General features: G+C 35.9%; 14 protein-coding genes. 8 read left to right on the top strand and 6 right to left on the bottom strand.

All coding sequences use genetic code 11. The features are described 5' to 3' along the window. Positions 1–555, top strand: a complete 555-nt coding sequence (locus QWY88_RS08380; RefSeq protein ID WP_304545939.1) for a CheB methylesterase domain-containing protein — start codon at positions 1–3, stop codon at positions 553–555. Continuing rightward, the gene (locus QWY88_RS08385) at positions 555–1,334 is read left to right on the top strand and encodes a CheR family methyltransferase (protein ID WP_304545940.1); all 780 of its coding nucleotides are present in this window, start codon (positions 555–557) and stop codon (positions 1,332–1,334) included. Before QWY88_RS08380 ends, QWY88_RS08385 begins: the two co-directional genes overlap by 1 nt. 10 nt (positions 1,335–1,344) lie before the next feature. Here QWY88_RS08385 and QWY88_RS08390 read toward each other — a convergent pair whose 3' ends face one another. The 3 genes from QWY88_RS08390 to QWY88_RS08400 form a co-directional block, all read right to left on the bottom strand. Then, positions 1,345–1,554 (bottom strand): hypothetical protein, encoded by a 210-nt coding sequence (locus QWY88_RS08390; protein WP_304545941.1) that lies wholly within the window; start codon positions 1,552–1,554, stop codon positions 1,345–1,347. Positions 1,555–1,627: 73 nt separating this feature from the next. Next, a complete protein-coding gene (gene dbpA, locus QWY88_RS08395; protein WP_304545942.1) occupies positions 1,628–2,986 on the bottom strand; it encodes an ATP-dependent RNA helicase DbpA in 1,359 nt (452 codons plus the stop codon). Continuing rightward, a complete protein-coding gene (locus QWY88_RS08400) occupies positions 2,976–4,220 on the bottom strand; it encodes an EAL and HDOD domain-containing protein (protein ID WP_304545943.1) in 1,245 nt (414 codons plus the stop codon). The genes dbpA and QWY88_RS08400 overlap by 11 nt, the downstream gene beginning before the upstream one ends. 86 nt (positions 4,221–4,306) lie before the next feature. On the opposite strand from QWY88_RS08400, the gene QWY88_RS08405 reads away from it, so the two are divergent. Together QWY88_RS08405 and QWY88_RS08410 are read left to right on the top strand one after the other, a co-directional pair. Beyond that, on the top strand, positions 4,307–4,960 hold the full coding sequence (locus tag QWY88_RS08405) for a response regulator transcription factor (protein WP_304545944.1): 654 nt from the start codon (positions 4,307–4,309) through the stop codon (positions 4,958–4,960). Next, positions 4,953–6,089, top strand: coding sequence for a sensor histidine kinase (locus QWY88_RS08410; RefSeq protein WP_304545945.1), 1,137 nt, complete (start codon positions 4,953–4,955; stop codon positions 6,087–6,089). The genes QWY88_RS08405 and QWY88_RS08410 overlap by 8 nt, the downstream gene beginning before the upstream one ends. Here the strand turns inward: QWY88_RS08410 and QWY88_RS08415 are convergent. Genes QWY88_RS08415 through QWY88_RS08425 form a run of 3 tightly spaced genes read right to left on the bottom strand, consistent with a single transcriptional unit; the run spans position 6,076 to position 9,243 of the window. Beyond that, positions 6,076–6,957 carry an HpcH/HpaI aldolase/citrate lyase family protein gene (locus QWY88_RS08415; RefSeq protein WP_304545946.1) on the bottom strand — a complete coding sequence of 294 codons (882 nt, stop codon included), beginning with the start codon at positions 6,955–6,957 and terminating at the stop codon, positions 6,076–6,078. The genes QWY88_RS08410 and QWY88_RS08415 overlap by 14 nt on opposite strands. 55 nt (positions 6,958–7,012) lie before the next feature. Next, positions 7,013–7,993: an iron-sulfur cluster assembly scaffold protein gene (locus QWY88_RS08420; protein ID WP_304545947.1), complete on the bottom strand. Its 981-nt coding sequence runs from the start codon at positions 7,991–7,993 to the stop codon at positions 7,013–7,015. A gap of 32 nt (positions 7,994–8,025) precedes the next feature. Continuing rightward, positions 8,026–9,243: a NifS family cysteine desulfurase gene (locus QWY88_RS08425; protein WP_304545948.1), complete on the bottom strand. Its 1,218-nt coding sequence runs from the start codon at positions 9,241–9,243 to the stop codon at positions 8,026–8,028. A 161-nt stretch (positions 9,244–9,404) separates the two neighbouring features. Here QWY88_RS08425 and QWY88_RS08430 point away from each other — a divergent pair, with 161 nt between their 5' ends. The 4 genes from QWY88_RS08430 (at position 9,405) to mobA (ending at position 13,004) form a co-directional block, all read left to right on the top strand. Continuing rightward, positions 9,405–9,911 (top strand): hypothetical protein, encoded by a 507-nt coding sequence (locus QWY88_RS08430; RefSeq protein WP_304545949.1) that lies wholly within the window; start codon positions 9,405–9,407, stop codon positions 9,909–9,911. A gap of 65 nt (positions 9,912–9,976) precedes the next feature. Continuing rightward, on the top strand, positions 9,977–11,239 hold the full coding sequence (locus QWY88_RS08435) for a 3-isopropylmalate dehydratase large subunit (protein ID WP_304545950.1): 1,263 nt from the start codon (positions 9,977–9,979) through the stop codon (positions 11,237–11,239). A gap of 56 nt (positions 11,240–11,295) precedes the next feature. Then, complete coding sequence (locus QWY88_RS08440) at positions 11,296–12,420, top strand: OmpA family protein (protein WP_304545951.1); 1,125 nt, start codon at positions 11,296–11,298, stop codon at positions 12,418–12,420. Then, a complete protein-coding gene (gene mobA, locus QWY88_RS08445; RefSeq protein WP_304545952.1) occupies positions 12,420–13,004 on the top strand; it encodes a molybdenum cofactor guanylyltransferase MobA in 585 nt (194 codons plus the stop codon). Before QWY88_RS08440 ends, mobA begins: the two co-directional genes overlap by 1 nt. Positions 13,005–13,009 lie beyond the last annotated feature (5 nt).

The following is a 13,009-nucleotide window of genomic DNA, read 5'->3' on the forward strand; positions in this document are numbered from 1 at the left end:
GTGCTCATAGGTGCCTCTACAGGGGGACCGGCACATATAGAAAAAATCTTATCCTCTTTAGAGGAGCCATTACCCTTTAGTATTGTTATCGCACAACATATGGGTGAAGAGTTCCTTCCAAGTTTTGTCAAACGACTTTCACTCAAAACAAATCATAAGATTATGCTCTGTGAAGATGGACAAACATTTATGCAGGGATGTATATATGTTGCTACAAACAACTCAAGTATATCGAGTGATATAGATGGGTTAAAAGTTCGGGTAAAGCACTCTGAGAAAGCACACTTTAACCCTGAGATCAATCACCTTTTTAATTCGGTAAACACACTCACATCAACACATAAGATTCTTGCAATTTTACTTACAGGTATCGGAGATGACGGGGTAGAAGGTTGCAAACTCCTTTCAGAACATGGGGCTAAATGTATAGCCGAAAGTGAAAAAACAGCTATAGTATATGGTATGCCTGCTCGGGCTAAAGAGTCTGTTGCGAACATAGAAGTATTGGATCTTGATAAAATTATTGAAGCGATACAAATTTTCGGAGAAAGATAATGTTTAAATGGTTATTTCCTAAAAAAATACAAACGCAAACACCTTTATATGAAGAACGTCAAGAAGATTTTTCTGATGTCACAATCGTAGCCGAATATTTTAAAGACCTAACGGGTGTCACCTTTGATAAACAGATCTCCATTCTTAACTCTAAAGCAAAAAGTTTTTGTCAAAACAATAATATATATTCCTACAGAGAGTTATTAGAGAAAATCTCAAACGATGCAGATCTTAAACAGGATCTCATCAACAGACTCACTACAAATGAAACATTTTTTTACAGAGAGTTTAACCAGATAGCTGAACTCGTTTCGCTTGTAAAACAAGAGAATCATCCCGTTAGAATATTGTGTGCACCTTGTGCTACCGGGGAGGAGAGTTATTCAATTGCCATCGCACTCTTAGAAGCGGGTATAGCAAGCAATAGATTCAAGATTATAGGGATAGATATCAATTCAGAGGCAATTACAAAAGCAAAAGAGGCAAACTACAGAGAACGTAATGTAAGAAACCTCTCCGATGAACTGCAACAACGTTACTTTATACAAGAAGGGGAGATATTTCATCTCAAAAGCGATATCAAACAACTTGTTGAGTTTCATATTTTTAATATTTTTGAAGAGAGATTTAAAAGTTTAGAAAAATTTGATTATATTTTTTCACGAAATATGCTGATCTACTTTGATGCACCCACAAAACAAAAAGCTGTTGAAGTGCTTGAGTCGATGCAAAAAGATCAAACTAAAAAGATCTTCTTCGGACATGCCGATCTTTTTTAACAGTTAATCTTTATGCGTAAACATCCAACTTTCCACTTACAGTCGGTGTAACCTCTTTTGTTTGAGTAGCCTTGAACGCTTGTGCCTTATTCGCTGTTTCATTCGTAGAGTTTAAAAGTTGTGTGTTTCCCTGTGATGAGTCTTTTGTTGAGGGATCAACTCTACCGAACTGTACAGGACTAGAATAAGGGGATTGAAAAAGATACTGTGTTACTTTCATAACATCCTCCTTAATAGTTTCTATTTCTACTATTATAGCACTATTAAAAATCTTTTTTCAAGTTCACCGATAATTACTCAAGTATCCAAACCGAGAATTTTTTTGCCTTAATCTTATTATTGTTTAGTTTTTTGTGTGCTTTATCTATCAAATGGGTTTCAATTGCTACATACGCTTGTCTGTCATATATCTCTATCTTACCGATAGAACTTCCTTCAAGAGATTTATCAGCAGTTAAAGCACCTAAAATGTCGCCTGCACGAAGTTTGTCTTTCTTTCCACCCTCGATCACAAGTGTTTTATACTTGGCATGCATAGTAAAACTCTCATCGCTTTGAAAATCGCTATCTTCTAAGAGTTTATCTGAATCTTCATCAAAAAGTTCTGCACTCTCATTGTACAAACTTACCGCCAGTCCTTTCATCCCTGCTCTTGCCGTTCGCCCTATTCTGTGTGTGTAAACCTCTTTTGTATGTGCCATATCATAGTTTATAACCATAGCAAGCTCTTTAATATCAAGCCCTCTTGAAGCAACATCTGTAGCGATAAGTATACGACACGAGTGATTTGTAAACTGTACAAGAGTATCTATCCTGTCATATTGTTCGAGGTCACCGTGTAACGAAAGTGCATCTATATGATGGTCTTGTAAAAACTCTGCCAATTCATCTGATTCTTTTTTAGTATTTACAAACACTATCGCATTATTTGGTTTATAGTGTGCTAACACTTTTAAAAGTGTATTTTGTTTGTTAGCTGTTTGTACGAAAACCTCTTCAATCTCGTTTTTCACTTCTTGTTCTTCGGTTGTAATGCACAAAGGATCTTGCTGATACTTTTTACTGATCTCTAAAACCTCATCATCATATGTTGCGGAGAAAAGGAGTGTTTGTACCTTTGAGGGGATATATGAAACTACTCCGTCGATCTCTTCAATAAACCCCATATCAAGCATTCGATCTGCTTCATCTAACACAAAACTGTTTACTTCATCAAGAGATAAACTCCCTTTGTTTAGATGTTTTAACACTCTCCCGGGAGTTCCTACGACAATGTGTGCATGATGTGCTAAACTGCCTAGTTGTTTTCCAAAAGATTCACCGCCGATAAGCGTTAAAATCTTAATGTTATGTTGAAACTTTGCAAGATTTCTCAACTCTTTTGCAACTTGCTGTGCAAGCTCTCTTGTAGGACAAAGTATTAAAGACTGGACACGAAACCGTTTCACATCAATATGTGATAAGACCCCTATTCCAAAAGCGGCTGTTTTACCGCTTCCTGTCTTAGCTTTTGCCAGTACGTCTTGTTTTTCCAATATAGGAGTTAAACTTTGTTCTTGGATCGGAGTCATATACTCATAACCAAGTTTTTCTAAGTTTTCCACCATCTCTTTTGGTAAATTTACAGATGAAAACTTCTCTCTATTTTGCAAGTTTTTTCTCAATTTCTATACACTCTGCAAGCGCTTTTTTTATGCTTTGCGGGTCTAAATGATATTTTGTTTCAAAAATGATAATTCCTTCTACATTAAATGCTTCAACATCTTTTACCAGTTGAAAAATGTCACCTAAAAGGCCTTTGCCTTCTAAAATTGCATCTCTTACCTCTTGAGAAATATGTAAACTTTTCAACAACTCTTCCAAGTCCCCTCCAAGTACTACATTGAGTAAAGATAATACACCTACGAAATATGCTTCTCCAAGCATATTAGAGCCACTCTCCGGTTTTATGATTTTTAACACCTTTTCCATCATTATGGCTCTTGTTTGAATCATCTCCATTAAAGGGGAGTGCTCATTTTTATTTGATACCGATTTTGAGTAGATCATAAGCATCAGCCATTGTGCCAGTTTTACACGTCCCAAGAGAGTAATAACATGGTGAATACTCGATATCGGTTTCATAAAAAAGAATGCACCTGAATTTATAAACTGCAATAACTGTAAAGATATCTCAGGGTTCTTTTCAAACTCGTTTGTCAGTTCATCAATATTTGTCTCTTGCATCAATAGGTTATAAAGATGTAAAACATTAGCACGCGATGCTTCAAACTTTTCATTTTCAAGTATTTTCGGTTTTGCGAAAAAATACCCCTGAAAATAATCACATCCAACTTTTTTCGCTAATTCAAACTTCTCTTGAGTATCGATTTTTGCACCGATAATTTCAACATTTGATCTTTTTAGATGCTCGATCATAGACTCGGCATCTTTATCTAACTCTTGTGAAAAATCGAGTTTAAAGTAGGAGATACAATGGTGTACTACATTATATTTTTCTAATGTATGAATATTTAAAACAGTATCGGAAACACCAAGCACATAACCTTTATGGTGCAGCTGCTCCATCCTTTCAATAATTCTCTCATCCATCTCAATATCATCAAATAAAGAGAAAATGAAAAACTCATTCGGGATTGTAAAGATAAGGTCGCTTAACAAAAACTTTTCATCTATCTTGATAAAAGCCCGTTTCCCTTTTAAAATCTCTTTTGCCCCAAAACGGTTTAAGATACTGCTAATGACGGCAGAACTGGCATATCTGTCATCCGTCACTCCACTTCTTTTTTTTGAGTCTCTGTACAACACCTCATATGCAAATAAAGATGCATCTTCTCTTAAAATTACTTGTCTCGCCAAATATACATGTTCCATAATTTTATTCATCCTTACTCTTCGTAATACAAGTATAGCACAAATACCTTTTTATATTTTTTTAGTTCTGCTAAAATGGCTCTTAGAGGACCAAAAAAATGCATATACTTGTAATGGAAGACGACCCTGTTTTAGGAGATATCCTGGTTGATTATCTAAGTGAACTCTACACTGTAGATCATGCCTATCATTCAGATGAAGTATATGCACTGCTTGATAAAAACAGTTACGATTTATTTATCTTTGATATTAATGTCGTAGGGAAAAACGGTCTTAGACTGTTACAAGAGTTACGGGAGTTTAGTTATACAACACCCACCATTTTCATCACGGCATATAAAGATACAAAACACCTTACACAAGCGTTTGAAGCGGGTGCACACGACTATATAAAAAAACCGTTTGAACTTGACGAACTCCAAGCAAGAATTTTAAATTTAAAGCGAATTTTCAATCTCGATCAACAAACTTCCATACAACTCTCTTCAGACCTTGTTTTTAATCCTAAAACAAAAACGATCGATAAAGAGAATCAAACTATATCTTTAGGACAAAAAAATACATTAATTCTTGAGTATTTTTTAAAAAACAAAGCACGTATAATTTCAAATGACGAGTTGATGCAAAATGTTTGGGATTATGACTCCCTGCCGAGTGAAGCGACCCTGCGATCACATATACGAGATATTAGAAATATTATTGGGAAAGAGAAAATAAAAACTATCCGTTCAGAAGGGTATATATATGAATAAAATTACAAAAAAATCGTTTTATTCCTTTCTTGCACTCTATCTTATAAGCTCTTTTATCTTTTTATCGCTCACTGCATACTGGTTCTATACATCTCAAGTAGCTATGGAGAAAAGTACTAACTTTTATAAAATGAACCATATAGCAGATGTTGTCAGTTCAGAGATTATTCACGCTGCAATGAATAATACAAAGTTTGAGTTAAAACCTTTTGACAAAACGGCAGTCGCTTTGCTCAATAAAGATGAACTACTCATTGACGGCGTCCTTGTACAAAAGGTTGATTTTTCTAAAGATTTTTACATGAATGACATGATCTTTACACTGGTCTCAAAAAGGTCAGGGGGACATCTAGGTATAGAGTACATTATTGTCCAAAGTGATGAGTATTTTAAAAATATTACTAAAATCAAAAATAAAATTGCTTATGCAGTTGTAATTACCGCTATCTTAATTATTATGATTGCAGTGTTTCTCTCCTACATCTTTTTAAAACCTATCAAAGATAAAATGCAAGAGATAGAGGAGTTTGTAAAAGATACGACACATGAGCTAAATACTCCGATTACAGCACTTATGATGTCACTCTCACGACTCAAACAAAAACAAAGTTATGATGAAAAAATTCTAAATAACCTCTCTATAAGTACCAAACAACTTCATGATATCTATGCAACCCTTTCCTATGTTAGCTTCGATACAAAAGAGTCTGATGAAACACTTAACTTTTCTACGATTGTTCAAGAACAGATTGAATATGTAAAAGAACTCAGTAAAAAAAAGCATCTTACAATTACAACAAACCTCCAGCCAACCATCATTACAATAGCTCCAACCAAAGCAAAAATGCTTATTAGCAACTTGCTTGGAAATGCTATCAAATATTCACATCAAAACGGAACTATAGCAATTACTACGACTCCTGAGTATATGAGTATCGAAGATAACGGGATCGGTATTGAGAAAGAGAAATTAAAAACTATTTTTACAAGATATGTACGAGCTTCATCTTATGGTGGAGGGTTTGGGATAGGGCTCAGTATTGTTAAACAGATTGCACAAGAGTATAATTATAAAATAGAAATAGATTCAAAAGTTGAAGTTGGGACAAAAATAACTATCTATTTTTAATACCGTATATCTCTGCTCTTTGTAATACCAGCTCAGAATAGCTAAGCATTGTATGTTTTTCTGCCATTTTTCCGTTTTGATTAAAGACTACTTGCGTACTCTCTTGCATCGCTTTAGCCTCTTTATATTCAGATTCACTTACTTTATAGAGTTCATTTACAACTGCTATTTGGTTAGGGTGAATAATAGTTTTAGAGAAAAGCCCCTCTTTGAGATCACGTAAAACATCTCTTTTAAAACCCTCTTCATCTTTAAAACAAGGATAGACTCCACCGCTGATCGCAAAACCTTCACTTTTAAAAATAGAGAGAAAATTTCCAAGCACGACATTCGTTACACTAAAATCAAATATAGACTCATCACATCCTCTTCTCATCGTAAGTTGTCGCAACATATCTTCAAGACCGAACCGTACTAACAGGATCTTCTGTTTGTTTGTTAGCAACATCTTTTTCAAACGCTGTAATTTTTCAACATCAAACAGCTCTTTACCCTCTATACTAGGCATTATGTAAAAGTTTGTACCCTCTAGCACTTCTAAATATTCCTGTGCATTTGTTAGTGAAAACTTCGGCAATATAAAACCATCTACAGTCTCAATATTTGACATTTTTAAAAGCTCTTTTAGATGCATTTGGTCTTTAGGACGAAGAAAAAGATAGGGGGATTTTTTTTGATGTTTTTCTAGTAAACTCTCAACTGTTTTATAAGCACTCTGCAATTTTGTTTGCTCAAGTCCGTCTTCAAAATCAATAACCAATGACTTTAATTCAGGATATTTATTATTTAGAATTTCATTGAGGTTTTTGTGTGAAGCGGGGATAAACAGCGTCCCACCAAGTTTAAGATAGTTGATTGTTTGATTCATAAAAACATTTTACTATGACACTAAAAAAGTGTCAAGTAAAATGGTATAAGTGAAATTAGATAGGTAATACGCGGATTTTATCTGAAAGTTTCTCTTTAAGAGTACTCTCGATCGCGTATAGTGTACCAGTAGCACTTGAAGCACAACCGCTACATGCACCAAGGTAACGGATATAGATATCGATATACGGATCAGCTTTTTTGATATCGATAATCTCCATATCTCCACCGTCCATAATTAGGAATTGACGAACATTCTCATCGATGATAGCATCAACAGCTTTGATCTGTTGTACTAATGTCATCTCTTCAAATTTAGCGCCGCCCATAGCTTGAGCATCAGCAGCAGCTTTCATTTTTTCCTCATCCATCTCTTTACGAGTATCTGCTAAGATATCTACTAGGTAGTAATCCATAGCTTCGTGTCCACCAGGTTTAATACAAGATTTACAGAATCCACCCGCTTTTGTATAGTCAGTAATCTCTTCAACAGATTTAAGGTCGTTTAACTTGATAACCTCTTTAAGAGTATTTAGAGATACACGTGCACATTCACAAACGATAATTTCCTCTTCAAAGCTCTCTGCATCAACACCAAGATAAAGTCCTGCAGCTTTTTTGATAACATCGTAAGCCATAACAGAACAGTGCATCTTTTGCGGTGGAACTGCCGGAGTTTCCGGATCGTCACGAAGAGCCATCTCAACATCGATATTTGTAATTTTTACAGCTTCTTGTACAGTTTTACCGATACAAAGCTCAGTCATTACATCAGATGAAGCGATCGCAGTACCACATCCAAACGATTTAAATTTTGAATCTACAATTTTATCTGTAGCAGGATCAATTTCCCAGTACAGGCGAACTGCGTCACCACAAGATTCCGCACCAAAGTCAGCAACAATTAACTTGTTCCCGCGTGACTCTGCATCTGCTTCAAAGATCTCCCCTTGGTGTTGAGGATTGTTCATTAATGTCGTTACTTTATTTGAATACGCGTCCCAAAGAGACTCGCCTAACATATCAGCCTTAGCCATAATTTTCTCCTATTATTTATATCTTATATTTTTTAATGGTGATGATGAAGTTCACACTCTTGAACTTCTCCACCTTTTGTCGGTGCTTGTTTAGCAAACGAGCTCGAAATCCCTCTTAATCTTTCAACAGCTTTTTTGAAGTGAGAGATTACATAATCGATCTCAGCATCAGTTGTGAATCTTGAAAGAGATAAACGGATACCTGTATGCGCCAGTTCATTATCAGCTCCGATTGCAAGCATTACGCTGTTTGCTTCAAGGTCTTCCGATGCACATGCAGAACCTGTTGAAGCTCCGATTTCACCGTTATTTAGATCCCAAAGCATACCTTCACCCTCAACACCTTTGATAGATACAAGGATAGTGTTTGGTGTACGGTTGTCTCTATTTCCAACCGTAAAAGTATCGCTTAACTCTAAGATAGCATCTTCCAGGCGATCACGTTTTGCACGGATTGACGCCATCTTCTCTTCAATGTTTTCAGTCGCAAGCTCTAACGCTTTTCCCATACCGATGATATATGGAACATTTAAAGTACCTGAACGGCGACCACCCATTTGATCACCACCGTGCATTAACGGAGATAATGGTTGTGAGTCTTTAATATAAAGGCCACCGATCCCTTTTGGTCCGTGGAATTTGTGTGCTGAAAATGATAAGAAATCAACATGCACATCTTGAAGGTCAACCGGAATCTTACCAACAGCTTGTACACCGTCTGTATGGAAAAGTACACCTTTCTCTTTACAAATTTCACCAATCTCTTTAATAGGGTTGATCATACCTGTTTCATTTGAAGCCCACATAACTGAAACTAAAGCAGTTTTATCAGTTATAAATGACTTCACAGTGTGTGCTTCAACTACACCCTCTTCATTTACTGGAAGATATGTAACTTTTACACCTTGTTCCTCTAAAAATTTACATGTAGAAAGAACAGACGGGTGTTCAACTTCCGTTGTTACAATGTGGTTTTTATCACCGTTTAGTACGTGGTCAACCCATACAGATTGTAAAACCCAGTTATTTGATTCTGTTGCACATGATGTAAATACGATATCATCATTATCGCTTGCATTAAGCGCTTTATATGTTTGATTGATCGCATTCATAAGTGCCGGATGCGTTGATGAACCAAATTTATGAAGTGAGTTTGGATTACCATACTGTTCAGAAAAGTACGGTAACATCGCTTCTACAACTTTTGGATCACACATCGTAGTAGCATTATTGTCTAAATATACTTGCATTGTTTACCTCTTAATATTAAGAATGATTTTCATTCTTTTTAAATAAGACAATTTTTGTCCTCTTTTAGTGTTGACATCATAATAGCTTTATGGTTATGAATAGCTTAAGGAAAACTTACACCCGATTTGACTTAAGAATTAAAACAGCATATAATTGCGCTATGTGTAATTTTAATAACCTCAATGACGATACAAAAATAGTGGTCAGCATCTTTATGAAGAAAGCTGCCGAGAATGTTGGGGGTATAAACTACTTACTCTCTTTAATAGAAGCAATAAGAAATAAAGCGCTGCCACTTAGCAGTACAAAAATGCAAATCGCTTCAAATAACTCTCTAATTAAATGGAATAAAGTGATCTTTAAAGACAAGCTTGATCTGCTTGATCAGATCTTGGTTTTACATAGAGAATCACAAAACAGAGAATTCAACCTTTTAGATGAACCAAGTCAAAAGAAGAAAAAAAAGATTATAAACCTTATTAAAACGCTCAAACCGATTGAGTTTGTTGCCACACCTCAAAATCCAAAAGACGGTGGCGGCTTTAGTTTCGGTGTTTTTGATACGATAGACTTTGACAATAACCTTGTAAAATTCAATCCTATCTTTTTAGCAATCTTTTTTTGTTCAACGGAGTTTACTAAAAAAGCTATTAAATATGAAAGCTAAATCATCTGTGTTTAAACCTCTTATGTTATAATCGCGAAATTATTTAACTTTTTAAGAGGTTTAACATGGGACAAACCATAACTGAAAAAATATTTTCTGAACATGTCGGTAAAGAGGTGTATGCGGGTGAAATCGTTCGTTCACCAATCGATATGGTTATCGGAAATGACATCACTACACCTATCTCTATCAAAGCATTTGAAGAGAGCGGTGCACAAAAACTAGCTAATCCTGATGGATTTTCGATCGTTCTTGATCACTTCATCCCTGCAAAAGATATCGCTTCTGCAAACCAAGCAAGAATATCTAGAGATTTCGCTAAAAAACATCAACTTAAAAACTTTTTTGATGAAAAAGATATGGGAATCGAGCATGCACTTTTACCTGAAAAAGGTCTTGTAGTTCCCGGTGATGTAATTATCGGAGCTGATTCTCACACTTGTACACACGGTGCTCTTGGCGCATTTTCAACTGGTATGGGTTCAACTGACTTGGCATTTGCTATGATTACCGGCGGTAACTGGTTCAAAGTTCCTGAAACTATCAAAGTAAACCTAACAGGTAAACCTGGACAATATACTACGGGAAAAGACATCATCCTAGAGATCATCAGAATGATAGGTGTTGACGGTGCTTTATATAAAACTTTAGAATTCACTGGTTCAACTATCCCTTACTTAACTATGGATGACAGATTCTCTATGTGTAACATGGCTATCGAAGCTGGAGCTAAAAGCGGTATTGTTGCATATGATGAGATCACGGCAGAGTTTTTAGCAGATAAAGATTTAGCTCGCGAGCCAAAAATCCATCAAAGTGATGCAGACGCAACATATTGTATGGAACTAAACATCGAAGTAGATAAACTTGATCCTGTTATCGCTTACCCATTCCTACCGTCAAACGGTCATAGTGTAGTTCAAGCAGTAGCTGACAAAATCAAAGTTGATCAAGCATTCATCGGTTCATGTACAAACGGTCGTTTAGCTGACTTAAAAGTTGCAGCTGAGATCTTAGAAGGTAAAAGAGTACACGAAGATGTAAGACTAATTGTTACTCCAGGTACACAACAAATTTTAAGAGAAGCGACAAAACTTGGATATATTGATATAATTGTAGATGCAGGCGGTGTTGTAAGTAATCCAACTTGTGGTGCATGTCTTGGTGGCTACATGGGTATCCTAGGAGACGGTGAAGTTGCAATCTCTACAACAAATAGAAACTTCGTTGGGCGTATGGGCTCTAGAAGTTCAAAAGTATATTTAGCAAACTCTGCAGTAGCAGCAGCTTCTGCGATCACAGGATATATTACAGATCCAAGAGGCTAATCTCACTTTTTGCTCATCAGTTTGTGCTAGACTTACTAAAACAGAAGGAGAAGTAAATGAAAAGAATACTATTACTTTCGGCATTAGTTTCTAGCGTATTGCTAGCAGGGCAAAAACAGTATGAGATTTCACCTATGATAGGTTACGATCTAACAGAGGGGAATATCGACATTAAAAACGACGGGCATTTTTTAGGTGGGGTAGAGGTACAATTTAACTCTACCGATTCTAAAATTTCTCCCGAGTTTTCTATCCTTTATTCACCAAAAGCAAAATATGAAGCCGGTGGTGATTCTTCTATCACTCGCGGTGCATTTAACGGTGTTTATACCTTTGATACAACAAACAATTTTGTACCCTTTGCAAAAGCCGGTATCGGTATTGAAAATGTAGGTAATGAAACCGAAGCAAATCAAGATGGATTTTTCTTGGATGCAGGTGTAGGTACAAAATACTTCTTTACAGAAGATATAGCACTCAAAGCAGAAGCTATTTATCTAGCAAAATATGCAAACCAAAATGCAGGTCATTTCGATAGTAATCTAATCGCGATGGTCGGTTTAACATTTGCATTTGGTGATTCAACTCAGCCGCAACCAAAAGAGGAACCAAAACAAGAAGTCATAAAAGAGGAACCAGTTGTTGTTGCTCAACCGATTGATGGTGATGATGACAACGACGGTGTTCTCAACTCTAAAGATCAGTGTCCAAACACTAAAGCCGGTCTTGAGGTTGATGAAAAAGGGTGTGAATTAGATAGTGATAAAGATGGTGTTTTAAACTCTCTCGATATTTGTCCAAATACACCAATAGGTGCTAATGTAAATAGTGACGGCTGTCCTCAAGAGGTAACACTACAGATCAACTTTCAAACAAACTCTTCTGACATAACAAGTGCTTCAACAACCTATGTCGATAAATTCGCTGAATTCTTAAAAACATACTCTAACTACAGTGCGAAAATTGTAGGTTATACAGATAGTAAGGGTTCTGCTGCATATAACAAAAAACTCTCGCAAAAAAGAGCCGATTCAGTTGTGAACGCATTAAAAGAGAGAGGTGTAGATCCGAAGCAACTTAGTTCAGATGGTATGGGTGAAGAAAATCCTGTTGCAGACAACTCTACAAAAGAGGGTCGTGCTAAAAACAGAAGAATTGAAGCAGAGCTTACAAAACACTAATGATACAGATTCCTTGTATTATCTTTGCGGGTGGTAAAAGTTCTCGAATGGGAGAAGACAAAGCGCTTCTTCCATTTGGCTCCGCAGCTACCCTAACACAATATCAATACACTAGACTCCTAAAAATTTTTCAAAATGTTTACATCTCAACAAAAACAAAAGAAAAGTTTGAGTTTGATGCAAATTTTATAGAAGATCAACATCAAGAACTCTTCGCACCCACTACCGGTTTTATATCAAGCTTTTCTATATTGGATAGTGACCGTTTTTTTGCAATCAGCGTTGACACCCCTTTTATAGATGAAATAATAATTCAAACTCTCTTTGAACATGATCAAGATACAAACGATGCGACGATTGCTACGTTAGAGGGCAAGATGCAACCACTTTGTGGAATTTATCATCGTTCACTACTCAACGCTTTTAAAGAGATGGAACAAAACAACATCCACAAACTCGGATATCTACTCAAAAACTCAAATACACAACTTGTCCACTTTAATGATGAAAACAAATTTTTAAATCTTAACAATAAAGAGGAATATAAAAAAGGTTTGGAAATTATTAACACCTCTTTGATATAATAGTG

It is taken from the genome of Sulfurimonas sp. hsl 1-7 (assembly GCF_030577135.1).
Taxonomy (GTDB): domain Bacteria; phylum Campylobacterota; class Campylobacteria; order Campylobacterales; family Sulfurimonadaceae; genus Sulfurimonas; species Sulfurimonas microaerophilus.